This is a genomic window from Herbidospora sakaeratensis, assembly GCF_001570525.1.
Lineage (GTDB): Bacteria > Actinomycetota > Actinomycetes > Streptosporangiales > Streptosporangiaceae > Herbidospora > Herbidospora sakaeratensis.
The window spans coordinates 225,831-248,173 of record NZ_BBXC01000007.1 but is presented as its reverse complement, the minus strand read 5'-3'; the positions used below and the strand labels follow the sequence as shown (position 1 = coordinate 248,173).

Sequence of the window (22,343 nt, the reverse complement as noted above, 5' to 3'; positions counted from 1 at the left end):
TCCTCAGAGGGTTCTCGTTCGTCGGCTGAACAGAACTAGGGACAGGCTCAGCAGAACGGCGGCCATGAGGCCCAGGACGGCGACCTCCGGCAGCACGTCGCCGAGTCCCGTCCCGGGCCGGGACAGAGTCAGGAGCGCGTCCATCCCCCAGGCGTGCGGGAACAGGTGGCCGATGGCGTTGAGCGTCTGACCGGCGGCCTCGGCGGGCCACAGGCAGCCGCCGAGCATGCCGAGCACGATGCCGAGCGGCGGCCCGATCGCGGACGGCTGCGCCGACGAGCGCACCAGGCTGCCCATCAGGATCGCGGCGCCGGTGGCGACCAGCGCGAAGACGCCCACCACGGCGGCGACGCCGAGCGGCTCGCCCCAGGAGACGCCGAACAGCAGCGAGCTCACCACCATGATCAGCACCGCCTGGGCGGCGGCCACGATGAAGCGGCTGAGCGCCTCGCCGAACAGGACGGCCCCGCGCCGCACCGGGGCGGTGAAGGCCCGGGGCAGCATGCCGATGCGGCGGCTCTCGACGAGCGCGGCGGCGACGGCCATGGAGTTGATGAACGTGAACAGCAGCAGGTTGGCGGGGGCGGTGTAGGCGAACCCCCGAGGGGTCCCGGACGCCGTGTCGGAGTTGACCACCTCGACCTCGGCCGAGGCGGCCTGCGCCCGGCGCACCAGTTCGGCGGCCCGTTCCGGGGTCGCGCCGGCCGTGGTGGCGGCGCGGGTGGCCTCGATGACGCCGGCGACCCGGCCGACGGAGGCGTCGACGGCGCTGCGGGCGGCCATGCCGCTGCCGCTCGACTGCGTCATGACCAGCTCGAACCGGGCCGAGCCCGGCGGGATGACGACGCCGGCGGCCAGCGCGCCGCCCCGGACGCCGGCCCGCAGCTCCTCCTCGCCGCCGACGGTGGTGATCTCCAGGTCGGGGTGCGCGCGCAGTTCCGCCAGGACGGCGGCGGCCACCGGGTCGGACTCCTGGGCCACCACGCCGACCGGCAGCCGCGAGGCGGCGGCGCCGCCGCCCAGCGCCATGCCGACGAAGACGATGCTGACGAACGGCATCACCACGATGAAGAACAGGCCCACCCGGTCGCGGGAGTGCCGGCGCAGGTTGGCGGCGACGAGCGCCAGGACGGGGTGCGGTCTCATCCGAGCAGTCCCTTCCTGAAGCCCGTCGCGGCGAGCCCGAAGGCGGCTGCCGAGATCGCGCACAACACGCCGATCGGCAGGGCCACCGAGGCGAGCCCGGCGCCCGACCCGGCCAGGCCGGTGAGCCCGGTGGTGGTCCAGGCGTTCGGGGTGAACAGGGCGATCTTCTGGAGCACGTCCGGCAGGGTGTAGAGCGGGACCAGGCTGCCGCCGAAGAACGCGGCCACGAAGGAGATCACCATGATCACCCCGTCGGCCTGGGCGTCGGTCCTGGCCCGGCTGGCGACCAGCATGGTGATCGCGGTGGCGGCCAGCACGTGCGCGAGCAGGAGGGTGAACACGGCCACCGGGTCGCCCCAGGTCGAGCCGAAGATCAGCACCGAGGACGCCCAGGTGACGCAGACGCTGACCATGGCCAGGACGAACCCGACGACGGCCTTGCCCGCGATCGGGACCCAGCCGTGGATCGGCCCGGCCCGCATCCGGTCGAGGGTGCCCTGTTTGCGTTCGATCAGCAGGCCACGGAAGGACGCGCCGACCACGAAGAAGGCGAACAGCGCGGCCATGCCGGCGCCGTAGTAGACCGACAGGTCGACCCTGCCGCCGGCCATCGGGTCGTTCTCCAGGGTCAGGGCCGGTCCGGCCGCGCCGTTGCGCTCGACGAACTCCTTGACCTCGGCGGCGGGCACGCCCGCGTCCAGGGAGGCGCGGACCGCGAGCGTGCGGGCCCGCACCAGGCTGGAGATCCGGTCGACCACGGCGCCCGCGACCACCCCCGCCAGCGGGGTGTCGGCCGAGGTCAGCACGCCGACCTGGCCGCCCTCGCCCGCGCCGACACTGGCGCTGAACCCGGCGGGGAAGACGATCGCGGCCCCGATGTCGCCCGCGTCCAGGGCGCTCTGGGCCTGCTCACGGCCGGGCAGGTCGCGCAGCGTCAGCACGCCCGCCAGCTCCGTGGACGCCATGATCTCGCGCCGGACCCCGGCGGGGAACTCGCCACCGTCGAGGTCGACGATGCCGACGGTGGCCCGCAGCGGCGGGTCGTCGCCGCCGAGCGCCACCCCGAACAGGGTGGCCATGGCCACCGGCACGATGATCGCGATGATCAGGGCGGTCCGGTCCCGCACCCGGGTCCGCAGCTCCAGGGCGCTCACCGTGAGAAGCGATCGCACCATGTCAGTCCCTGAGCGTGCTGCCGGTGAGGTGCAGGAAGGTGGCCTCGAGGTCGGGTTCGACGACCTCGACGGCGGTGACGGCGGCGATGCCGTCGACCGTGGCGATGACCGAGGGCAGCAGGTACCGCCCGCCCTCGGCGATCAGCCGGACCGACCCGGCCGCGGTGCGGACCGCCTCGGTGACGCCGCCCAGGCCGCGCAGCTTGTCGATCGCGGTCTCGACGTCGCCGTCCAGAGTGAGCTCGATCCGGTCGGCCCCGCCGACCAGTTCGACCAGTTCGTGGCGGGTGCCCTCGGCGACGATGGAGCCGTGGTCGATGATGGCGACCCGGCTGCAGACGCGCTCGACCTCCTCCATGTAGTGGGAGGTGTAGAGCAGGGCCATGCCGTCGGCCACCAGTCGTTCGAGGCCGTCGAGGATGGACTTGCGGCTCTGCGGGTCGACGCCGACCGTGGGCTCGTCCAGGATCAGCAGTTCGGGACGGTGGAGCAGGGCGGCGCCGATGTTGATGCGCCGCTTCATGCCGCCGGAGTAGGTGTCGAGTTTGGCGTCGGCGCGGTCGGCGAGGCCGACCAGGTCGAGCACCTCCTCCACCCGCCCGCGCACCTCCCCGCGCGGGAGGCCGAACAGGCGGCAGAAGAAGCGCAGGTTCTCCCGGCCGGTCAGGTCGGGGTAGAGGGCGATCTCCTGCGGGACGTAGCCGATCTTCGCCTTGGCGGCCATCGGGTCGGCGGACAGGTCCGCGCCGCCGACCACGACCGTGCCCGTGTCGGGCTTGAGCAGGCCGACCAGCATGGAGATCGTGGTGGTCTTGCCGGCGCCGTTCGGGCCGAGCAGCCCGTACGCCTCCCCCGGCGCGATGGTGAACCCGACGTCGCGCACCGCGGCCACACCGCCGTAGCTCTTGCTGAGGTTCTCGCAGGTCAGCGTGCTGGTCATGGCCGCCATCCCAACGCTTCGGCGGGCTCTCCCTTGGCGGCCACGTTGCCGGCGAAGGTCTGGAGCCCGAGGTCGACGCCCAGCTGGTAGTCCAGCGGCGTGTTGCCGGTGACCCTGTTCCAGAGCACGTGGTTGGCGACCGCGTCGTCGCCGCCCCAGCCCTTCGACGAGCCCATCACGAACGCGGCGCCCATCACCGACGCGCCGCTGGGGTGGTTGTCGTGGACGTCGTTGTCGACCACGCACACCCGCTCGGTGCCGATCAGCGCGATGCCCACCCCCGAGATCGGCGGGCCCGCCGCGCCCAGCGCGCCGGGGTCGTCGCCGCCGGAGGCCAGGTCGTTGCCGTGGACGACGTTGCCGGCGACCAGGCAGTCGCGCACCCCGCCGTCGGGCTCCCCCTCGTACGTCTGGTTGAGCAGCATCAGCCCGATCGCGTTGCCGTGGCTGACGTTGCGCAGCACCCGCACCCCGCTGGAGTTGTCGACGAACACGCCGAACGCGTTGGCGAAGGTCTCGTTGCCCTCGACGAGCGCCTCGCCGCTCCCGCAGAAGCTGACCGCGACGCCGCCGTACTGGCTGCCGGAGGCCCGGCACCGCAACACTTCGCAGCCCGCCGACTCCCGCACGTAGACGCCCCAGACGGCGTTGTCCACGGCGGTCACGTCGCGGACGGCCAGGCCGGTGACGGAGTGGGCGTAGACGCCGGCGCCGGAGAAGCCGCGCACCGTCAGCCCCTCGACCGTGAGGTCGCGGACGCCGTGCGCGACGACGCCCGAGACGACGTCCTCCCCCGCGTCGTGCAGCTTCGGGACGCCGGAGCGGGGCCCCGGCCCGGGGACCAGCACGGCCCCCTTCCCGCGCAGGGTCACCCCGTCGTGCCTGATCCAGACGTTCCCCGGGTACTCCCCCGCGCCGAGCAGGATCGTCGCGCCGGGGCCCGCCTCGTCGAGGGCGGCCTGGATCGAGCCGCCGGGCCGGACGGTCGTGGTCATGGACATCGGGTGTCCTTCCTGTCGACGTAGACGACGGCGAGGGAGACGAGCAGCCCCGCGCCGCTCCCCCAGCGGGCCGCGCCCGCCACCGGACCGGCCAGGCGGAGCCGGGCGGCCTCCTGGCAGGCCCCGCGCAGCACGTACGCCGCGCCGCCGGTCAGGATCAGGCCGGTGGCGGCGGTGAGTTCGGCGGCCGCCTCGTCGAGCAGCTCGCCGGCCCAGGGCGGCGGCGGCTCGGCCGCGGCCTCGAAGTCGTGCCAGCTGAAGCCGGGCGGGCGGGCCCCGACGGCCTTGATGAAGCTCTCCTTGACCGGGAACGCCTCCATGCCCGGGCCGACGTGGCGGGCGAGGGTCGCGCCGCCGCGCGCGACGGCCCGGGTCAGCCGGTCGGCCGACACGATGTCCACCCCGACGAGGACCGCGGTCATGCCGGCACCCGGCCGTGCCGGTCCAGGAACGACTCCAGGACCGTGGTGTACTCCTCGGCCCGTTCGATCATCGGGATGTGTCCGCTGTCGGCCACCACGACGACCTCGGCACCGGGGTAGCCGGCGAGCAGCTCCAGCCAGGGATCGACGGGGGTCATCCGGTCGTGCCGCCCCCACACGAACGCGGCCGGGCAGCTCACCTTGTCCAGCGCGGGCCTGACCTGGTAGCGGCGGGTGGCCTTGATGCTGCGGGCCATGCTGACCATCGCCTCGGGCCGCAGCAGCATGGCGCCGACGCCGTCCATCTGCTCCTGGGTGAAGAACCGCTGCTCGCCGTGGAAGAGCGCGGCCGTCATCCGGTCGCCGAACTCCGCGCCGACCGGCCGCACGCTGGCCCGCCGGTCGAAGCTGAGGCCGACGTCGGGGTCGGGGGTGAGGCCGGGGGCGCCGCTGACCACGATGCCGCGCACCCGGTCGGGGCGCCGCCCGGCGAGGTCGATCGCGACGAGCCCGCCGAGCGAGTTGGCGCACACGATCACGTCCTGCTCGCCGGCCTCGTCGCAGGCGGCGAGGAGCGCGTCGCCGAGCCGTTCGATCGACCCGGCCACCCGCCGGTCGAGGGCGCAGATGGCCTCGTGGGTGCGCAGCACCGGCGTCCCCGCCGCCGCCAGCCGCCGGTAGGGGTGCTCCCAGATCCAGCCGCCGGCGAACAGCGCGGACATGAACACCACGGCCGGCCGGTCGCCGTCCCCCGGCGCGTGCTCGAAGGTGAAGTCGGTCATCGTTGCTCCCGTCACAGTAGGGGGACGTCGCCGGGCGTCCACCCGCAGCCGCAGGCCGCGCCGTCGCCGGGCCTGACCACCGCGCCGCAGTCGGCGCAGCGGGCGTACTCGCGGACGACCTCGGGGATCAGGACGCTGGTGAGGGCGCGGGCGCAGAGCCCGGCCTTGAAGAACCGGCGCACCGCCCGCTGGTGCGGGCGGGCGTGCACGGCGCGCACCGACTCGGGCCGGTCGAAGGCGGCGAGGGTGTACTTGCGGTCGCCGACGTCGAAGGTGGCGACCCCGAGGAACCCCTTGGAGGCGCGCAGCCCCTTGACGATCTCCACGCTGAGCAGGTCGACCTCGGCGGCCTCCGCCGGGTCGCGGACCTCCAGCCACGTGAGGGTGAACGCGCCGGGCCGGTCGGTGCGGGTGCTCGCCACCCGCGCGCTGACGCCGAACTCGTGCAGTTCGTCGGCGGCCGGGACGAAGGCGGCCCGGCACCCGAGCGCCTCGGCGACGGCCAGCCGGTCGAAGCAGCGCCTGACCCGTCCCTCGGCGGTGACGAGGTCGGTCCCGGCGAACCTGACGACGCCGCCGACGCCGGGAATGCCCAGATATGAGGTGCGGTGGTCGGCTTCGATGGTCCACCAGACGGTCACCGCGTCCGCGTCCCCCGTCACCTGGTCGACCTGGAGGCGGGGATTCCTGAACCGCTCCAGGACGGACGCCGCGTGCGCGGCCAGCGCGTCGCCGCTCAGCCAGCCGCCGGTGTCGGGGTCCTGGAACATCGTGGCGGTGGCGGCGACGGCGGCGGGATCGGCGTTCCGCCACGCCTCCAGATGCGCTTCGGCGATCTTCCTGGCGTCCATCACGTGTCCTCGTCTTCCGGGAGCCCGGCCGACGCCACGGCCATCGCCAGGGCCCGGCCGGAGGTGTGGCTGAGCGAGAGCCGGATGCGCTGGTCGATCCGGGCGGCGAGGTCGGGGCCGAGCCGGACGGAAGGGGGATGGCCGTCGTTGCAGGCGGCGGTGCGGGCGCAGGCCGCGGTGGGCCGGGGCAGGACCTCGACCTGGGCCAGGTGCTCGGCCGTCGCCGGGACGTCGAGCAGGCGCAGGACGGCGCGCTTGGCGGCCAGCCGGCCGGCCCAGTGCTGGAGCGACCGGCCCGCGCCGGAGCGCAGCCGTTCGGCGGGGGTGTAGACGTCCTCGATCCGCATGCCGCCGAGCAGGTCCTGCGGCCGGGTGAGCCCGGCGAAGGCGACCATGGCGCTGCCCCACCGGCTCATGCCGCCAGCTCCCTGGCCAGCCGGCGCAGGGTGCCGGGGTCGGCCATGCTCAGGCAGCGCGCGCCGGCCCGGCGGGACAACCCGGCCAGCACCTTGCTGTCGCCCACCTCGACGGCGGGCCCGAGCGCGTCCACCACCGTGACGGTGTCCGTCCAGCGCACCCGGCCGGTGAGCTGGGCGATCAGCGAATCCCTGATGACGTCGAGGTCCTCGGTGGGCCGGCCGGTGACGTTGGGCACGACCGGCACCCTGGGTGGCGCCATCGGCGCGGCCCGGACGGCCTCGGCCCACCCCGGCACGGCGGCGGCCATCAGCGGCGAGTGGAACGCGTTGCCCACCGCCAGCGACACGATCTTGGCGGCGTCGACGGCCAGGCCGGTCAGCCGGTCGAGCGCCGCCGTCGCACCGGAGACGACCACGTGCCCCGGCGCGTTCTCCAGCCCGACCACGAGCGGCTCGTCCGGGGTCCCGGCCAGCGCGGCCAGCTCCTCGACCCGCTCGACCGGCAGGCCCATCACCGCGCGCATGCCGCCGGTCACGCCGACCTCCGACATCAGCCGCGACCGGGTCTCCACCAGGCGGACCGTGCCGGCGAGCCCGAGCACCCCGGCGGCGTGCAGCGCGGTCAGCTCGCCGACGCTGTGCCCGGCCACCACGCCCGGCTCGTAGCCCTCTTCCCGCAGCACGGCCAGCGCCGCCAGGTTGCACGCGGTCACCGCGATCTGGGCGTGCTCGGTGGCCACCAGCCGGTCGAGCGGGCCGCGCACGCAGAGCGCCGAGATCGGCCGCTCCAGCAGCTCGTCGACCTCGTTGAGCACGGCGCGGGCGACCGGGCGGCGGCGCAACCAGCCGCCCATGCCGACCCGGACGGTGCCCTGACCGGGGAACAGGTAGCCGAGCATCAGAGCCGCCGGCGCGGGCGTCGTTCGGCCTGGGCCGAGTCCTCCGTGCCGAGGAAGCCGAGCAGCAGCTTGCTGACCACGTCGGGGGCGTCGAGCGGAATCCAGTGGCCGGCCTCCTCGACCCGCTCGTACCGCCACGGGCCCTTCACGAACTTGGCCGAGCCGAGCATGCCCTCCTCGCGCAGCGCCTGGTCGCCCGCGCCCCAGACGCCCAGCGTCGGGGCCAGGACCGGCGGGAACGGCCGGGCGGGCCGCAGCTCCGCCTCCGGCGAGCGGTTCGCGCGGTACCAGTTCAGGCCGGCGGTCAGCGCGCCGGGCCTGGCCATGTCGCGCAGGTAGCGGTCGTGGTCGCCGTCCCGGCCCATGATCTCCTTGAACAACCGCCAGCCGTTGCGGCGCAGCAGTTCCTCGCTGACCCCGGGGAACTGGTAGAGCAGCATGTACCAGGAGGCCGCGCGCTGCTCGATCGACGGCCGCGCGAACACCCCCGGGTGGCCGACCGACAGCACGGCCAGGTGGTCGATCCTGCGGGGCATCAGGAACGCGTACATCCAGGCGATGGCGGCGCCCCAGTCGTGGCCGACCACGTGGGGGCGGCGGATGCCGAGCCTGGTGGTGAGCGCGACGACGTCGTTGACGATCGTCTGCATGCCGTACGCCTCGACCTCCTGCGGCTTGGAGGAGTCGCCGAAGCCGCGCAGGTCGGGCGCGATCACCCGGAAGCCGCCCTCGGCGAGCGCCGGGATCTGGTGCCGCCACAGGTGGGAGGAGTCGGGGTAGCCGTGCAGCAGGATGACGGGGTCGCCCTCGCCCTCGTCCACGTAGGCGATGTCGACGTCGTTGACGCGCACCACTTTCTTCTCAGTCATGCCGTCTCCCTGAACAACCGTTCCGCGAAGAACTCGCTGAAGCCGAATTCGGGCACATCCTCGGGGGCCACCATGTTCAGCAGGCCGGTGACCTGGGCGGCGAAGTTCTTGGCCATCAACCGGCGGGCCCGCCGGCGGCGTTCCACCGCCTCCTCGCCGAACTCCACGTGCAGCCGGCTGACGATGTCGGCGCCGAACGCGAGCCGGTCGAGCCGGAACTCGCGCTCCCGCACGTACGGCTCGAACGCCGCCGGCGACCAGTCGGCGGAGCCGAGCAGGATGTCGCAGACGGTCCGGGAGTCGCGCATCGCGCAGGAGAGCCCGGTGCCGAGCACGGTGTCGGCGTTGCCGGCCTCGTCGCCGATGAGCACCACGCCCTCGGCCAGCGGCGGCCCCTCGGGCACGCTCGACACCGACGGCCACACCGACAGCGGCCCGGCCGGGACGGCCTCGGTGACGGCCTTGCCCCGGTCGGGCAGGCAGTCGAGCTCGAAGGCGGCCAGGAACCGTTCGACGCCGCCCTCGCCGCGGTAGCGCAGCTTGTTCTCGGCGGGGAAGTTCAGGTAGAGGCGGGCGCGGCCGTACCCCTGCGGGAAGACCATGAACATCACGTCGCCCTCGGTGCCCATGGCCTGCACGTCGGCCGGCCAGGCGTCCAGGCCCTCGACCATCATGCCGCCGCCCCAGTGGTGCATGGAGTTGCGCATGGTGACGCCGATCTGCCGCCCGACGGTGCAGCCCCGGCCGGTCGCGCCGAGCACCATCCTCGGGCGGATCTCGTGCCGCCCCTCGGGGGTCCGGTAGGTGACGACGGGCTGCGGTCCGGCGGTGACCTGGATGCGGGAGGCGTCCATCACCAGGCGGGCGCCCGAACCCACGGCCTGGGCGGCCATCAGCTCGCACACGGCGTGGTGCGGGAACGACATCGGGCCGCCGACGCCGGGGATGAACCCGGTCATGTCGACGGCCTCCACCTCGTCGTCCTCGACCGCCTCGTCCCAGGTCATCCACTCCCGGATCTCCCAGGCGCCGCCCGCGCCGAAGCAGTCGTAGACGCCGAGCCGTTGCGCCTCGCGGATGCCCCAGGGGGCCAGCCACTCGCCGCGGACCAGGTCGTGGTAGGCCTGCTGCTTCTCCAGGAGCACGACCTCCAGCCCACCGGCCGACAACCGGCAGGCCGCCGACGCGCCCGCGATGCCGCCTCCGACGATCACGACATCGGTCATGCCTCCCACCTCTCCCAGTACGTGCGTTCCTTCGCGCCGACCCGGTCCGCCGGGCGGAAGTCGGTGCCCACCGTGTAGGCGACCGGGATCATGCAGACCTGCGTCACCCCGGTCGGGATGCCCAGCAGTTCACCGACCTGCCGCTCGTGCGGGACGTGCATGCAGGTGATCGTGCTGCCGAGGCCGCGGCTGCGCAGCGCCAGCTGGAAGGACCAGATGGCGGGGAAGATCGAGCCGTAGAAGATGCTGGCCCGCATCGGGCCGAGCCGGACGTGGTGGCCCGGGTCCTCCGGCGGCTTGGTCGACATGCGCTCCCGCCAGGCGGCGTCGATCGCCTCCATGTCCGGAGGGCGGCCGAGCACGCACGGGATGACCAGGATCGGCACCCGCGCGATCGTCTCGTCCAGCGCGATCACCGACTCGTTGTTGCGGCGGGCCTGCGCGGTGTTCCGCCGCCGCCCCGCGTTGGTCCACACGTCGTTGCGGTGGAACAACCACGACGCCCGCGTCATCTCGGCGATCTTCTCCTTGACGGCGGGATCGCTGATCACCAGCCAGCGCCAGTTCTGGTGGTTGTTCGCGGTGGGCGCCTGGACGGCGATCTCCAGGGCCTCCTCGACGATCTCCCGGGGCACCGGCCGGTCGAGGTCCAGGCGGCGGCGTACGGACCGGGTCGTGGTCAGCAGCCGGTCGGTCTCGCTCACCTCGAAGGGGGTCATGCCGCCCCCAGCACGACGGCGCCGCGCACCGAGCCGGGCGCGGAGCTGAGCACCAGCGCCCGCCGGGCCGGCTCCGGCAACTCCGGTTCGGTCACGTAGTCGGCGCGTGTGCCCGCCGCCGGCGTGGTCATCCCGGCCAGGGCGGGCGCGACCCCGTCCCTGATCGCGAGGGCGGCCAGCACGATGTTCAGGGCGCCGGTCGCGGCCTGGCAGTCGCCGGTGAGCCCGGCCGAGGCGGTCAGCGGCACGCCGGGCAGCGCGGCCAGCACCGAGGCGGCCTCCTCGGCGTCGTCGCCGCCGCCGGTGGCCGCGCCGACCACCAGGTCGAACGGTTCGGTGAGCCCGGCGAGGCCGGTGAGCCCGTCGAAGGGCCCGCTGACGTGGCTGGTGCCCAGCACCCGCGCGTACGGGGTGCCGCCCCGCGCCGCGCAGTGGCCGGCCGCCTCCACCACGAACGCGACCGCCGCCGACCCGGGCACCCGTCCCGAGTCCCGGTCGTACGGCGACACCGGCGTGTCCCGCGGCGTCAGGCCGACGTGCTCGTCGGCGGCCACCACCAGGACCACCTCGGCCTTGCCCGCCTTGATCATCTCCACCGCGCAGTCGAGCGCGATCGACGCCGACGCCCCGCCGTTGCAGATCGTCGTGGTCGGCCCGCGCAGCCCGAGGGTCTGGCAGACCGCGCCGCCGGTGGCGTTCAGCACCACGTTGGAGAAGCTGAGCACGGCCGGCTTGTTCGGGTTGGCCGCGATGCTGTCGTCGAAGCCGCCGGTGCTCTCGGCCGACCCGGCGCCGGTGGCGAACACCAGCCCGACGTCGTCGAGTTCCTTCCTGGGCAACTTCAGCCCGGCGTCCTCCCAGCTCAGCCGGGCGGCCGCGATGGCCATCCTGGACAGGTGGTTCATGTGCCGCCAGAGCGAGCGGGGCGCGAACGTCCGGCCCTCCAGGGAGGGCCGCTCGCCGGGCGCCCGGCGGCCGGTCAGGATGGCCTCGGTGATCTCGGCCACGCCCGCCCCGAGCCCGCTGACCGGCCCGAGCCCGGTGATCACGGCCTCTCGGGGGGCCGGCTCCGGGTACTCCCGGCCGGCCCCCGGCGTGGTGAGGACCAGCGAGACGTTGTTGCCGCCGAACGCGTAGTTGTTGGAGACGACCGTGTCGGTCGACAACTCGCGGGCGACGTTCGGCACGAAGTCGAGGTCGCCCGGCACCGCATCGGGGGCGAAGCCGATCGTGGGCGGCGCGAGGCCGTCGCGCAGGGCGAGCACGGCGGCGACCGCCTCGACCGCCCCGGCAGCGCCCAGGGTGTGGCCGACGAACGACTTGATGCTGCTGGTCGGCACCTGCCCGGCGCGCGGCCCGAAGACCGTGCGCATGACCTTGGCCTCCATCGCGTCGTTGGCCGGGGTGCCGGTGCCGTGCCCGCTGACGTAGCCGACGTCGTCGGTGGTCAGGCCGGCGTCGGCGAGCGCCCGCCGCATCGCGGACACCCCGCCCCGGCCGGTGGGGTCGGGGGCGGTGGCGTGGTAGGCGTCGGCCGACAGGCCGTACCCGGCGACCTCGGCCAGCGGGACCGCGCCCCGGGCCAGCGCCAGGTCGAGCGGCTCCAGCAGCAGGAACGCCGCTCCTTCGCCGAGGTTCAGTCCGTCGGAGTGGCTGTAGGGCCGGCACGGGCCGGTGCTCAGGGCCTTGAGGCCGGCGAAGCCGGCGTAGGTGCCGAACAGCAGCGGGTCGACGCCGCCGGCCAGGACGGCGTCGGCCTCCCCGGAGAGGATCTTGTCCTTGGCCAGCCCGACCGCGTTGCCGCCGGCCGCGCAGGCGGTGGACACCAGGATGCGGGGGCCGCGCATGCCCAGCCGGTCGGCGATCACGTCCTGGGTGTGGTGCATGGGCTGGTAGTGGCCGGCCGCGTCCGGGGTGGCCTGGCACTTGCCGAGGATCATCCCGAACCGGGCGGGGTCGACACCGGTCAGCCCCGCCTGGACGATCGCCTGGCGGGCGGCGATCAGGGCGAGCGCGGCGGTGCGGTCGAGGGCGGTGTCGGCCTCGGGCAGCTGCCCGGTGACCCACGCGTCCGGGACCTGTCCGGCGTACCGGGCCTCGAAGACCTCAAAGGCCGGGTCCTGGACGGGGGTGAGGCCGCCCTGCCCCGTGGTGAGCCGGTGCCAGAACTCCTCTGGGTTCCGGCCGATGGCACAGATGACTCCCAGGCCGGTGACGACGACGGGCCGCAGCGCCATTCTGGATCTCCTTACCTGGCGGAACCGATCAGATGATCGGAATGCTCCAGCTCTTGGGCACGATGTAAGGGCTGGTCAGCGTCGTCACGTCGGCGCCTTCCACGGTGAGCTCCAGACCGGCGGCGGCCAGCCCGGCCTCCACCCTGGCCAGGCCGAGGGTCGTGCCGAGGCCGACGCTGCGCACCGCGAACACCACCTCGCCGACGTCCTCGCCGCCGGCCAGCACACGCGCGCCCGGCTCGGGCACGGTGTCGCCGCCGGAGAAGCCGACGGTCCGGCGGCCCTGCCGCGACTCGAACGCCGCGAGCACGGCCTCCTTGCCGACGAACTCGTCCTTGGTGACGTCGACGAGCCAGTTGGCGCCGATCTCGATCACGGTGACGTCGCCGGTGGTCTCCAGGCGGGGAATGGGCTGGCGCACCTCGAGCATGGCCAGTTCCAGCGCCTCCTGCCCGGAGGGGGTGACGTGCTCCAGGGTGGCGTTCCACAGGTCGGCGGCCGACTCGATCGGCACGATCATCTGGTAGCCGTACTCGCCGGTGAACCCGGTCCGGGCGAAGACGATCTCGACGTCGTTCCACACGGTGTCCGACACCGCCTCGAAGGGCAACGAGGCCAGCTCTCCGTCGATCAGGCGGCCGACCACGCCCCAGGCGTAGGGGCCCTCCAGACCGATCACGGTCAGGTCGGCCGACCGGTCGACGATCTCCACGTCCTCGTCGGCGACGGCCCGCAGGTGCTCCAGCAGGCGGGCGCCCGCGCCGACCGAGCTCTCCAGCAGCAGCCCGTCCTCCCGGCCGAACGCCAGGACCTGGTCGACGACCCGTCCGTCGTCGTCGAGGACCAGGCTCATCATGCAGCGCTCGGAGGTCAGGTACTCGACGTCGCGGGCCAGCACCCGCTGCGCGAAGTCCACCGCGCCGGGGCCGCCGATCTCGATCAGCGTGTGCCCGCTCAGGTCGAGCGCCACCGCCCGGTCCCTGAGCACCTGGTACTCGGCCGACAGGTCGGTGAAGCGGAGCGGGACGGTGGCGTCGCCCATCTGGCCGTAGACGGTGCCCTCGGGGTGCGTGAGCGTCATCTGGTCACACCTTTCCTGCGGCGGCGTTGCCCGCCGGGTCGACGATGGTGAGGATTCCTTCGGCCGCGACCTGGCCGTCGACCCGGGCCGAGACCCGGAACTCGGCGAAGCCGGCGCCGCCCCCGGTCCGCTCGGCGGTCAGGGCGAGCCGGTCGCCGGGGACGACGGGGCGGCGGAACCGCATCGACCTGACTCCGGCCAGGTAGCTGATCCGGCTGGCCCCGGCCAGGGCGAAGACGACCCCGGCGAGCTGCGCCATGGCCTCGATCATCACCACGCCGGGCAGCACGGCCTCGGTCGGGAAGTGGCCCTGGAACCACAACTCGGTGCCGGTGACGTTCTTGGTCGCCGTGCCCTTGACGCCGGGTTCGACCTTGCCGACCCGGTCGAGCAGCAACATCGGCCAGCGGTGCGGCAGCACCTCGCGGATCTGGTCGTTGGTCAGCCCGGTGACGGGGGCCGCCGCCGTGATCGTCATGCGCCCGCCCGCAGGTGCGGGTCGACCTCGTCGGCGAGGCGCGAGATGGAGCCGAAGACGGCCATCTCGCTGTCGTACAGGGCCACCCCGAACTCGGCCTCGATCGCGACGTACAGCTCCAGCACGTCCAGGCTGTCGAGTTCCAGGCCGCGGCCGAAGAGCGGCTGGTCGTCGGTGATCCAGTCGGGATCGACCTCGAGGTCGAGGCGGGACACGATCATCTTCTTGATCTGGCTGCACGTCTGCCGGCGCTCGGCGGCCTTGGCGCGGAGCTCGTCGACGGTCATCTGTCCTCCAGGTTGGGTTCTTCAGCCGAGGCCGCCGCCGTGGGCGACCACGACAGAGCCGGAGATGTAGGACGCCTTGTCGGATGCGAGGAAGCTGACGATCGAGGCGATCTCCTCGGGCCGTCCCATCCGGCCCAGCCGGATGCGGGACTCGTACTGCTTCCTGATCTCGGCGGGCACCCTGCGGGTCATGTCGGTGGCGACGAATCCGGGCGCGACGACGTTCGCGCGCACCCCGTGGGGGGCGGCCTCGTTGGACAGCGCCCGGGTGAACGCGATGATCGCGCCCTTGGACGCCACGTAGTTGGTCTGGCCGGGGAAGCCGCCGTCCAGGCCGCTGGTGGAGGACAACGTCACGATCGCGCCGCGCCGCTGGTGCTGCATCAGCCGCAGGGCCTCCCGGCAGACCAGGAACGTGCCGGTCATGTTGACGTCCATCGGCGTGCGGAACTGCTCCAGGTTCATCGCGACGAGGTAGCGGTCCAGGGTGACGCCGGCGCTGGTGACCAGCACGTCGAGCCGGCCGTGGCCGGCGCGGACCTCGCGGAACATCGCCCGCACCGCGTCCTCGTCGGTGACGTCCGCGCGGACGGCCGTCGCGGCGCCGCCGCGCTCCTCGACGAGGGCGACGACCTCCTTGGCGTCCGCCTCGGAGCCGGCGTAGTTGACGATCACGTGCGCGCCCTCGGCGGCGAGGTCGAGCGCGACGGCCCGGCCGATTCCGCGGGAGCCGCCCGTGACCAGGGCCACGGAGCCTTCGGCAAACAGCATCCTCGCCTCCAGATTCGTGGATTCGAAAATCACACTCGGAAATAGTCTGCGACTTCGCGATTCAAACTACTAAGGCCCGATATCACGCCTGTATCACCGAGTTATCCAAGGATTGACGCCCATTAGGAGACATATGATTCTTGCTCCGTGGACGAACCACGCGTCGAGCACTTCGAGACTCTGATCGTCGGCGGCGGCCCGGTGGGACTGGCCGCCTCCATCGAGTTGTCCCGGCACGAAATATCGTCGTTACTCGTCGAAAAACATCCGGACACATCGCTTTTCCCGAAGGCGCGGCTCATCTCCACCCGGACGATGGAGATCCTGCGCTCGTGGGGCGTCCAGGACGAGGTGGAGCGGGCCGGCATGCCGCGCGAGGACGTGCTGGCGGTCGGCGTCGGCACCTCGCTGAGCGCCGGCGACTACCTGCGCAAGGCGGCGGCCATCGCGGCGGACGCGGCGCAGAGCCCGACCTACACCTACCTGTGCTCGCAGGACCTCCTCGAAGTGATCATGCGCAGGGTCGCCGAATCGGCCGCCGACGTGCGCTTCGGCGCCACCATGACCGACCTGCGGATCGAGCGTGACGGGGTCGAGGCGACGGTGGTCTCCGGCGGGGTCGCCACCCGGGTCAGGGCCCGCTACCTGATCGCCGCCGACGGCGGCCGCAGCACGATCCGCGAGCGGCTCGGCATCGCCGTGGAGGGCCCGCCCCCGCTCGGGCACATGGTCAGCATCATGTTCGACGCCGACTTCGGCTTCCTGCCCCCCGGCCGCCGCGCCGCCCTGTCGTTCGTCCGCAGCACCCCGGGCGGCGCGATCGAGGCGGTCGACAACCGCCGTCGCTGGATCATGCAGACCGGGTACGACCCCGCCCGAGGCGGCAGCGCCGCCGACTTCACCGAGGACTACTGCCTGGCCGCCGTCCGCTCGGCGATCGGCATCCCCGGCCACCCGGTCGAGATCGTGGGCGTGATGCCCTGGCTCCAGCAGGCCGTGGTCGCCGCCGAGTTCGCCCGCGACCCCGTCTACCTGGCCGGCGACGCCGCCCACGTGGCCACCCCGCAGGGCGGGTTCGGCATGAACTGCGGCATCCAGGACGCCCACAACCTGGCCTGGAAGCTGGCCGCCGTGCTGCGCGGCGAGGCCGGCCCGCGCCTGCTGGACACCTACGCGGAGGAACGCCGCCCGATCGCGCAGCGCACCGTCAAGGAAAGCCTGGCCAACGCCATGATCACCGTTGAGATGATGGCCGGGCGGTTGTCCATGCACGAGGCCATCGAGCGGCAGGCGGGACGGCGCGGGTCGGAGGGACTGGTGCTGGGCTTCCACTACGACTCGGCCGCCGTCATCCCGGACGGCACGCCGGAGCCCGCCCCGGCCGATCCCTACCGGACGTACGTGCCGACCGCCCGCCCCGGCCACCGCGCCCCGCACGTCTGGGTGGCGCCCGGCGTGTCCGCGCTCGACCTGCTCGGCCCGGAGTTCACGCTGCTCACGGCGGCGGGCAGCGGGTGGGCGAACGCTCCGGGGGTGAAGGTCGTGGAGATCGACTCGGCGGAGTGGGCCGAGGCGTACGGCGTCGGCGCGGAGGGCGCGGTCCTGGTGCGCCCCGACGGGCACGTCGGCTGGCGTACCCGGGGCGGCGACCACGCCGACCTGGAGAAGGCGCTCGACGTCATCCTGAGCCGGTCGTGACCGACACCCCTCGGGAGCCCATGCGGGCGGCCCCCATCCGCAGCCGCAGCGGGTTGCCGCAGGAGTGCGCCAGCAGGTCGGTCACGGCCTGCGGCCCGGCCGGTCCGGCCAGCAGACCGGCCAGTTCCCTGGCGGCCTCGGCGGCGAGCGGCCGGACGAACTCGCGGTGCGCGCCCTGCCGGGCCACCAGCTCGTCGAGCGGGTCGGTGCTGGTCACGAGCACGCGGCAGTTCGCGCCGCCGGGCAGCAGCGGCAGCACCTGGGCGGCGTCCCCGGCCCGGTCGAGCACCACGACCATCCGGCGGCGGGCCGTCCAGCTGCGGAACAGCGCGACCTTCTCGTCGAGGTCGGCGGGGATGTCGGCGCGGGGCACGCCGAGGGCGCGCAGGAACCGTCCCAGCACGGCGGCGGGCTCGGTGTCCGCCAGGTCGGCGTACAGGTGGCCGTCGGGGAACCAGTCGGCCCGGTCGTGCGCCCACCGCAGCGCCAGCGCGGTCTTGCCGATGCCGGCCGGGCCGCTCAGCACGGTCGTGCCGGGCAACGCCACGTCGGGGTCGGGCCGCAGCACCGCGTCGAGCGCGGCCAGTTCCTCGCCCCGCCCGACGAACGGCAGGACCCGGGGCGGGAGCTGGGACGGCACCACCATCCCGGGCTGGTGGACGGGCTGCCGCATCAGGCCCGACTCGTCGCGCAGGATGCGTTCGTGCAGGTGGCGCAGCGCGGGGCCGGGCTCCAGGCCGAGCTGGTCGCGCAGGTGGCGGCGGGTCTCCTGGTAGCTGCGCAGCGCGTCGGCACGCCGGCCGGCCCGGTAGTGGGCCAGCATGAGCTGGGCCCGGATCCGCTCGCGGAACGGGTGCTCGGCGATCAGCGCCAGCAGTTCGGGGATCACCTCGTGGTGGCGGCCCAGCTCGATCTCCAGCTCCAGGCACGCCTCGGCGGCCTCCAGCCGCGACTCCTCCATCCGGGCCACGTCGTAGCGCAGGCCCCGGATGTCCTCGAAGGGGTTGCCGCGCCAGAGCGCGAGCGCCTCCCGCAGCAGCCGGACCGCCTGCTCCCGGTTCTTGACCGCGGCCTCCCCACGGGAGCGGGCCACCAGGGACTGGAACCGCAACCAGTCGATGCTGTCGGGGGCCGGGCGGATCAGGTAGCCGGGGCTGGACGTCTCGATGACGCCGGCGCCCAGGACCCGGCGGAGCCGGGACACGCAGATGGCGATCTGGCGGCGGGCGCTGGAGGGCGCGGACTCGGTCCAGACCGTCTCGATCAGGCGGTCGACGCTGACCGCGCGGCCCGCGTTGAGCACCAGGCTGGCCAGTATCGCCAGCTCGCGGCTGGCGCAGATGCGCAGTTCCGCGCCGTCGCGCAGGACCTGCATGGGGCCCAGAACCCGGAATCTGAATCCGTCGTCCTTCATCGGGCCCATATATCGCCGTCACACGGAGAAAAGACGAAGAGATGAATTCGAGCCATTTGGAGAATCTCTTCCGCGCAGATTACCGGCAGGGCGTCCCACTGGCTCCGAACCTAATGAGCGACCCCGCCGCGGCGGCACCCCTATCACCCCCCTGTTACCCCCCACCCCGCCGCCCGGCGGGGATTCCCCTGTTTCTCCGGGGAACCGGCGAGGGCCGAAACGCCACTGTACGCTTTTGACGGAACTTCGGCCGACACGGTGCTGTCAATGGGGTGAAATTGCGTTACACGAGACTCGGGCGGGACGGGCCGGTCATCTCCAATATCGGGCTCGGCACCCTCGCGCTGTCCGGGGCCTACGGGGCGGTCGACCCCGGCGACGCGCTCCACCTGATCGGCCGCGCGCTCGACGCCGGCGTCAGCCTCGTCGACACCGCCGACCTCTACGACGACGGCCAGGTCGAGCGCCTGATCGGCCGGGCCGTCGCGAGCCGCCGCACGGAGATCGTGGTCTGCACGCGCGGGAGCGGCACCGCGCGGGCGTGCGAGGCGTCGCTGAAGCGTCTCGACGTCGACGCCATCGACCTCTACTACCTGCGCTCCCCCCACCGCGACGCCCCGGTCGAGGAGAGCATGTCCGGGCTGGCCGACCTGGTGAGAGCCGGGAAGGTGCGCCACGTCGGCCTGTCCGACGGGACGCTGCGGCAACTCCGGGAGGCCAACGCCGTCCACCCGGTGACCGCGCTCGCGGTGGAGTACTCGTTGTGGGGGCTGCCCGCCCAGCCCGGCCTGCTGGCCGAGGCGCGGCGGCTGGGCGTCAGCGTGGTGGCCGCCCGCCCGGTCGGCCGGGGTTTCCTCACCGGCCGCATCCGGTCGGCCGACCAGCTGACGCCCGGCGACTGGCGGCGCAGCGACCCCCGCTTCCAGCCCGCCGGCCTGCGCCGCGGCCTCGATCCGCTGCGTGCGGTCGAGGACGTCGCCGCCCGGCTGGACCTCGGCGCGGGCCGGCTGGCGCTCAGCTGGCTGCTGGCGCAGGGCGACCACGTCGTCCCGGTGCCGAGCACCCGCGACGAGGTGCACCTGGAGATGAACCTCGCCGCCTCCGAGGTGCGGCTCGCGCCGGGCGTGCGCGACGAGCTGAGCCGGATCTTCCCGCCCGCGGCGGCCGATCAGTCGGACTCTCTTCTGATCTGAGCCGGGATCAGCGACGCGGCCGTCGCCTTGTTGACCGCGTCGATCCGGGAGACCGCGTTGAGCTTCACGAAGATGTTGCGCATGTGCCGCTTGACGGTCGCCTCGGCCAGCCCGAGCCGGCGGGCGATCTGGAGGTTGCTCAGCGCCTGCGCGGCCAGTTGCAGTATCTCCTTCTCCTTGTCGGTCAGCACCCCCGGCTGCGGGCCCTCCACCTGGGCCAGGCTGGTGCGCGAGACGGCCAGCACGACCCGGCCCGGGTCCTCGTGCACGCCGCGGACGGCCGCGAGCAGTTCGTGCCGGTGGATGCTCTTGAGCAGGTAGCCGCTGATGCCGGCCGCCAGCAGGCGGGTGAGCAGGTGCGGGCCGTCGTACATGCTCAGGATGACGATCCGGGTGGACGGCGAGCAGGCCCGCATCCGGGTGACAGTCTCCAGCACGTCGTCGCCGGGGATCTCCACGTCGAGCAGCACCACGTCGGGGCGGGTGTCCCGCACGAGCCGCACGGCGTCGGAGGAGTTGCCCGCCTCGCCGGCGACGACCAGGCCGGTGGTGGATTCGAGGATCTCGCGCAGGCCCTCGCGGAACAGGGCGTGGTCGTCGACCAGCGCGACCGAGATCTCCCCGCTAGAGCTCGCCGGGCTCACGGGTCTGCCTCTTGAGGGGGATGGACAGGTCGACCCGGCAGCCGCTGCCCGGCTCACTGGTGATCACCAGCCGGCCGCCGAGCAGCTCGGCCCGCTCCCGCATGGAGGCCAGCCCGACGCCGCGGCCCCGGACCCGCGACGGTTCGAAGCCGCGGCCGTTGTCCTGGACGAACGCCTGGAGTTCGTGGGGGGCGACGTCGACCCGCATGAGGATCACCGTCGGCCCGCCGTGGGTCAGCGCGTTCCTGGTCGCCTCGCGGATGATCAGGAAGGACTCGTCGAGGACGCGCGGCTCGGCCCACGACTCGTCGCCGTTCACCTCCAGCCCGACCGAGACCCCGTCGTCCTCGATCGCCTCCAGGAACCCGAGCAGCGCCTTCTCCATGCTCTTGACCGGCGTCTGCGGGTGCAGTTCCGAGGTGATCTGGCGCAGGTGCTCCATCGCCTCCTGGATCGCCTGCTGGGCGACCCCGATCTTGATGGCCGCCCGGGCGGGGTCGGTGCCGCGGTGCAGCTCCGACAGCGCGAGCTGCTGGTGCGCGACGCTGACGCCGTGGCCGATCCGGTCGTGCAGATCGCGGGCGATCCGGCGGCGCTCCTCCTCCTGCGCCTGCTGGACCTCGTTCAGCAGGAAGCCGTGGTAACTCTCGGAGGCCTCCCTGACCCGGCGCGAGAGGCTCTCCTCCATGCCGGTGGCGACCAACGCGAAGATCTCGGTGGGGTTGTCGGAGCCGGCCGCAATTTCCCGCGACAGATGGGTGAGCGCGGACCGGAAAAAAAGTGAGCCCGCCTCAAGAGAGGCCTTCGGATGAACTCCGGAAGCCGCTCTGCTGGTGCCGACTTCCCAGGCGTGAAACTTATAGAGTTCGCTGACCTGCACTTTTCCGCAGCGCAGTGTCGCGGCTACGTCGTCGAGAACGTACTGGGCGGTCATAAGAGCCTGTCGAACCGCGTTCGGATCGGTGGAGAGCGCGTTGCCGGTGGCGTGCAGCTCCGACTCGAATTCCGCGAGGATTTCGGCCCGGCACGCATCCACGAATCTTGCCGGATCGCTCTCCGCCCCGAAATCAGCACCCAACGAAGTCCCTCTCGATTTGGGACGCGCGAGAGCCTACAATCCCTCACTTACGTCACAAAAGCAACATATCCTTCCCAATATTAGAGGACAGAACAGTAATGTGAACCACGTATTGCGTCGCCATGAAGGCGCGGTAAGGTCTGCGCCTCCGTTGCCGGGCGGCGCGGGCGTCCGCGGTGCGGCCCGCGAGGGTGACCGCCACCGCTCCGGCGAACAGGGCCGGGGCGGCCTCGGCGAACGGAGCCGAGAGCGCCGCGCTGACCGCCCAGAATGACCCCGCCAGGAGCAGCGCGGCGGCCGACATGACGTTCGTGGCCGTACGCGCGCCCCAGATCACCGCGATGGTGCGCCGGCCGGCGGCGGCGTCCCCCTCGATGTCCGACAGGTCCTTGGCCGGGATGCCGACGAACGTCATCCAGCAGGTCGCGGCCGTCGCGAACAGGATCAGGCTGAGCGGCGGGGCCCCGTCGGCCCCGTTGACCACCACGGTGAACCCGCCCCAGTAGGCCAGCAGCCCCGACCCGCAGAGCACCGCGACGGCCCCGCCGGAGCGCCGCTTCAGGTGGAACGGCGCACCCGAATACAGGTAGCCGAGGACCAGGTTGGCCGCGACGACCCAGGTCATCGCGGCGGGCAGCCCGGCGGTCGCCACCAGCGACAGGGCCGCGCTGAGCGCGGCCACGGCGGTCGCCGTGCGCGGGTCGAGGTCGTTGCGGGCGATCGGCCGGCGCGACCCGTTGACCCGGTCCTCGTGGACGTCCGAGACGCCGTTGGCCACATAGATCGCGAAGATCGACAACACCCAGGCGACGGCGCCCTGCAGCACCTTCGCCGGGTCGGGAGCGGCGGCGACCGGCAGTGCCAGCGTCGCCCCCGTCAGGAATCGCAACATCGACACGGCCAGGACGGCCGGCCGGGCCTCTATCGCGCAGAATCGCAGCGCTCTCGTCGCGCGTCGGAGGGTGGAGGGTCCGGACGCCCGGCCCGATACCCAGGTGCTCGCCATGACCGGA

Annotated in this window: 23 protein-coding genes; 2 read left to right on the top strand and 21 right to left on the bottom strand. The window is 73.1% G+C overall.

Translation table 11 applies throughout. From position 1 onward, the window contains the following. Positions 1 to 3: 3 nt before the first annotated feature. Genes AW271_RS01215 through AW271_RS01135 form a run of 17 tightly spaced genes read right to left on the bottom strand, consistent with a single transcriptional unit; the run spans position 4 to position 15,303 of the window. On the bottom strand, positions 4 to 1,146 hold the full coding sequence (locus AW271_RS01215) for an ABC transporter permease (RefSeq protein WP_062330462.1): 1,143 nt from the start codon (positions 1,144 to 1,146) through the stop codon (positions 4 to 6). Next, entirely contained in the window at positions 1,143 to 2,321 is a 1,179-nt protein-coding gene (locus tag AW271_RS01210; RefSeq protein WP_062330461.1) for an ABC transporter permease, read from the bottom strand. The genes AW271_RS01215 and AW271_RS01210 overlap by 4 nt, the downstream gene beginning before the upstream one ends. Position 2,322: 1 nt before the next feature. Then, positions 2,323 to 3,261: an ABC transporter ATP-binding protein gene (locus AW271_RS01205; protein ID WP_062332921.1), complete on the bottom strand. Its 939-nt coding sequence runs from the start codon at positions 3,259 to 3,261 to the stop codon at positions 2,323 to 2,325. Next, positions 3,258 to 4,256 carry a right-handed parallel beta-helix repeat-containing protein gene (locus tag AW271_RS01200; RefSeq protein ID WP_245652885.1) on the bottom strand — a complete coding sequence of 333 codons (999 nt, stop codon included), beginning with the start codon at positions 4,254 to 4,256 and terminating at the stop codon, positions 3,258 to 3,260. Before AW271_RS01200 ends, AW271_RS01205 begins: the two co-directional genes overlap by 4 nt. After that, positions 4,253 to 4,684 carry a holo-ACP synthase gene (locus tag AW271_RS01195; RefSeq protein WP_062330459.1) on the bottom strand — a complete coding sequence of 144 codons (432 nt, stop codon included), beginning with the start codon at positions 4,682 to 4,684 and terminating at the stop codon, positions 4,253 to 4,255. The genes AW271_RS01200 and AW271_RS01195 overlap by 4 nt, the downstream gene beginning before the upstream one ends. Beyond that, positions 4,681 to 5,466 carry an alpha/beta fold hydrolase gene (locus AW271_RS01190; RefSeq protein WP_062330458.1) on the bottom strand — a complete coding sequence of 262 codons (786 nt, stop codon included), beginning with the start codon at positions 5,464 to 5,466 and terminating at the stop codon, positions 4,681 to 4,683. The genes AW271_RS01195 and AW271_RS01190 overlap by 4 nt, the downstream gene beginning before the upstream one ends. 11 nt (positions 5,467 to 5,477) lie before the next feature. Continuing rightward, the gene (locus AW271_RS01185; RefSeq protein WP_062330457.1) at positions 5,478 to 6,317 is read right to left on the bottom strand and encodes an ester cyclase; all 840 of its coding nucleotides are present in this window, start codon (positions 6,315 to 6,317) and stop codon (positions 5,478 to 5,480) included. After that, positions 6,317 to 6,733, bottom strand: coding sequence for a holo-ACP synthase (locus AW271_RS01180; protein WP_062330456.1), 417 nt, complete (start codon positions 6,731 to 6,733; stop codon positions 6,317 to 6,319). Before AW271_RS01180 ends, AW271_RS01185 begins: the two co-directional genes overlap by 1 nt. Then, on the bottom strand, positions 6,730 to 7,635 hold the full coding sequence (locus AW271_RS01175; protein ID WP_062330454.1) for an ACP S-malonyltransferase: 906 nt from the start codon (positions 7,633 to 7,635) through the stop codon (positions 6,730 to 6,732). Before AW271_RS01175 ends, AW271_RS01180 begins: the two co-directional genes overlap by 4 nt. Beyond that, a complete protein-coding gene (locus tag AW271_RS01170) occupies positions 7,635 to 8,504 on the bottom strand; it encodes an alpha/beta fold hydrolase (RefSeq protein WP_062330452.1) in 870 nt (289 codons plus the stop codon). Before AW271_RS01170 ends, AW271_RS01175 begins: the two co-directional genes overlap by 1 nt. Next, a complete protein-coding gene (locus AW271_RS01165) occupies positions 8,501 to 9,730 on the bottom strand; it encodes an FAD-dependent oxidoreductase (protein WP_062330450.1) in 1,230 nt (409 codons plus the stop codon). The genes AW271_RS01170 and AW271_RS01165 overlap by 4 nt, the downstream gene beginning before the upstream one ends. After that, entirely contained in the window at positions 9,727 to 10,449 is a 723-nt protein-coding gene (locus AW271_RS01160) for a nitroreductase family protein (protein ID WP_062330448.1), read from the bottom strand. Before AW271_RS01160 ends, AW271_RS01165 begins: the two co-directional genes overlap by 4 nt. Then, positions 10,446 to 12,686: a beta-ketoacyl-[acyl-carrier-protein] synthase family protein gene (locus AW271_RS01155; protein ID WP_062330445.1), complete on the bottom strand. Its 2,241-nt coding sequence runs from the start codon at positions 12,684 to 12,686 to the stop codon at positions 10,446 to 10,448. Before AW271_RS01155 ends, AW271_RS01160 begins: the two co-directional genes overlap by 4 nt. 28 nt (positions 12,687 to 12,714) lie before the next feature. Further along, a complete protein-coding gene (locus AW271_RS01150; RefSeq protein WP_062330443.1) occupies positions 12,715 to 13,767 on the bottom strand; it encodes an aminomethyl transferase family protein in 1,053 nt (350 codons plus the stop codon). A gap of 4 nt (positions 13,768 to 13,771) precedes the next feature. Continuing rightward, positions 13,772 to 14,245: a 3-hydroxyacyl-ACP dehydratase FabZ gene (fabZ, locus tag AW271_RS01145; RefSeq protein WP_062330441.1), complete on the bottom strand. Its 474-nt coding sequence runs from the start codon at positions 14,243 to 14,245 to the stop codon at positions 13,772 to 13,774. Then, positions 14,242 to 14,532: an acyl carrier protein gene (locus AW271_RS01140; RefSeq protein ID WP_062330439.1), complete on the bottom strand. Its 291-nt coding sequence runs from the start codon at positions 14,530 to 14,532 to the stop codon at positions 14,242 to 14,244. Before AW271_RS01140 ends, fabZ begins: the two co-directional genes overlap by 4 nt. Before the next feature lie 21 nt (positions 14,533 to 14,553). Next, complete coding sequence (locus AW271_RS01135; protein ID WP_063817816.1) at positions 14,554 to 15,303, bottom strand: 3-oxoacyl-ACP reductase family protein; 750 nt, start codon at positions 15,301 to 15,303, stop codon at positions 14,554 to 14,556. A gap of 147 nt (positions 15,304 to 15,450) precedes the next feature. Between AW271_RS01135 and AW271_RS01130 the strand changes: the two genes are divergently transcribed. Beyond that, positions 15,451 to 17,001, top strand: coding sequence for an FAD-dependent monooxygenase (locus AW271_RS01130; protein ID WP_062330437.1), 1,551 nt, complete (start codon positions 15,451 to 15,453; stop codon positions 16,999 to 17,001). On the opposite strand, the gene AW271_RS01125 is transcribed toward AW271_RS01130, so the two are convergent. Further along, the gene (locus AW271_RS01125) at positions 16,982 to 18,415 is read right to left on the bottom strand and encodes an AfsR/SARP family transcriptional regulator (protein WP_062332914.1); all 1,434 of its coding nucleotides are present in this window, start codon (positions 18,413 to 18,415) and stop codon (positions 16,982 to 16,984) included. The two genes, AW271_RS01130 and AW271_RS01125, sit on opposite strands and share 20 nt — an antisense overlap. Before the next feature lie 278 nt (positions 18,416 to 18,693). Between AW271_RS01125 and AW271_RS01120 the strand changes: the two genes are divergently transcribed. Beyond that, entirely contained in the window at positions 18,694 to 19,608 is a 915-nt protein-coding gene (locus AW271_RS01120; RefSeq protein ID WP_062330435.1) for an aldo/keto reductase, read from the top strand. Here AW271_RS01120 and AW271_RS01115 read toward each other — a convergent pair. From AW271_RS01115 to AW271_RS01105, 3 genes are all read right to left on the bottom strand, one after another. Next, complete coding sequence (locus AW271_RS01115) at positions 19,584 to 20,252, bottom strand: response regulator (protein ID WP_062330432.1); 669 nt, start codon at positions 20,250 to 20,252, stop codon at positions 19,584 to 19,586. The two genes, AW271_RS01120 and AW271_RS01115, sit on opposite strands and share 25 nt — an antisense overlap. After that, positions 20,233 to 20,940 (bottom strand): sensor histidine kinase, encoded by a 708-nt coding sequence (locus AW271_RS01110; RefSeq protein ID WP_218007909.1) that lies wholly within the window; start codon positions 20,938 to 20,940, stop codon positions 20,233 to 20,235. The genes AW271_RS01115 and AW271_RS01110 overlap by 20 nt, the downstream gene beginning before the upstream one ends. 442 nt (positions 20,941 to 21,382) lie before the next feature. Next, a complete protein-coding gene (locus tag AW271_RS01105; RefSeq protein WP_063817815.1) occupies positions 21,383 to 22,336 on the bottom strand; it encodes a UbiA family prenyltransferase in 954 nt (317 codons plus the stop codon). Between the last annotated feature and the right edge of the window lie 7 nt (positions 22,337 to 22,343).

Excerpts from the sequence above, each read along its gene's own strand:
- AW271_RS01215 (WP_062330462.1), bottom strand. The coding sequence starts at position 1,146 with ATGAGACCGCACCCCGTCCTGGCGCTCGTCGCCGCCAACCTGCGCCGG.
- AW271_RS01210 (WP_062330461.1), bottom strand. The coding sequence starts at position 2,321 with ATGGTGCGATCGCTTCTCACGGTGAGCGCCCTGGAGCTGCGGACCCGG.
- AW271_RS01205 (WP_062332921.1), bottom strand. The coding sequence starts at position 3,261 with ATGACCAGCACGCTGACCTGCGAGAACCTCAGCAAGAGCTACGGCGGT.
- AW271_RS01200 (WP_245652885.1), bottom strand. The coding sequence starts at position 4,256 with ATGACCACGACCGTCCGGCCCGGCGGCTCGATCCAGGCCGCCCTCGAC.
- AW271_RS01195 (WP_062330459.1), bottom strand. The coding sequence starts at position 4,684 with ATGACCGCGGTCCTCGTCGGGGTGGACATCGTGTCGGCCGACCGGCTG.
- AW271_RS01190 (WP_062330458.1), bottom strand. The coding sequence starts at position 5,466 with ATGACCGACTTCACCTTCGAGCACGCGCCGGGGGACGGCGACCGGCCG.
- AW271_RS01185 (WP_062330457.1), bottom strand. The coding sequence starts at position 6,317 with ATGGACGCCAGGAAGATCGCCGAAGCGCATCTGGAGGCGTGGCGGAAC.
- AW271_RS01180 (WP_062330456.1), bottom strand. The coding sequence starts at position 6,733 with ATGAGCCGGTGGGGCAGCGCCATGGTCGCCTTCGCCGGGCTCACCCGG.
- AW271_RS01175 (WP_062330454.1), bottom strand. The coding sequence starts at position 7,635 with ATGCTCGGCTACCTGTTCCCCGGTCAGGGCACCGTCCGGGTCGGCATG.
- AW271_RS01170 (WP_062330452.1), bottom strand. The coding sequence starts at position 8,504 with ATGACTGAGAAGAAAGTGGTGCGCGTCAACGACGTCGACATCGCCTAC.
- AW271_RS01165 (WP_062330450.1), bottom strand. The coding sequence starts at position 9,730 with ATGACCGATGTCGTGATCGTCGGAGGCGGCATCGCGGGCGCGTCGGCG.
- AW271_RS01160 (WP_062330448.1), bottom strand. The coding sequence starts at position 10,449 with ATGACCCCCTTCGAGGTGAGCGAGACCGACCGGCTGCTGACCACGACC.
- AW271_RS01155 (WP_062330445.1), bottom strand. The coding sequence starts at position 12,686 with ATGGCGCTGCGGCCCGTCGTCGTCACCGGCCTGGGAGTCATCTGTGCC.
- AW271_RS01150 (WP_062330443.1), bottom strand. The coding sequence starts at position 13,767 with ATGACGCTCACGCACCCCGAGGGCACCGTCTACGGCCAGATGGGCGAC.
- fabZ (WP_062330441.1), bottom strand. The coding sequence starts at position 14,245 with ATGACGATCACGGCGGCGGCCCCCGTCACCGGGCTGACCAACGACCAG.
- AW271_RS01140 (WP_062330439.1), bottom strand. The coding sequence starts at position 14,532 with ATGACCGTCGACGAGCTCCGCGCCAAGGCCGCCGAGCGCCGGCAGACG.
- AW271_RS01135 (WP_063817816.1), bottom strand. The coding sequence starts at position 15,303 with ATGCTGTTTGCCGAAGGCTCCGTGGCCCTGGTCACGGGCGGCTCCCGC.
- AW271_RS01125 (WP_062332914.1), bottom strand. The coding sequence starts at position 18,415 with ATGAAGGACGACGGATTCAGATTCCGGGTTCTGGGCCCCATGCAGGTC.
- AW271_RS01110 (WP_218007909.1), bottom strand. The coding sequence starts at position 20,940 with ATGGAGGAGAGCCTCTCGCGCCGGGTCAGGGAGGCCTCCGAGAGTTAC.
- AW271_RS01105 (WP_063817815.1), bottom strand. The coding sequence starts at position 22,336 with ATGGCGAGCACCTGGGTATCGGGCCGGGCGTCCGGACCCTCCACCCTC.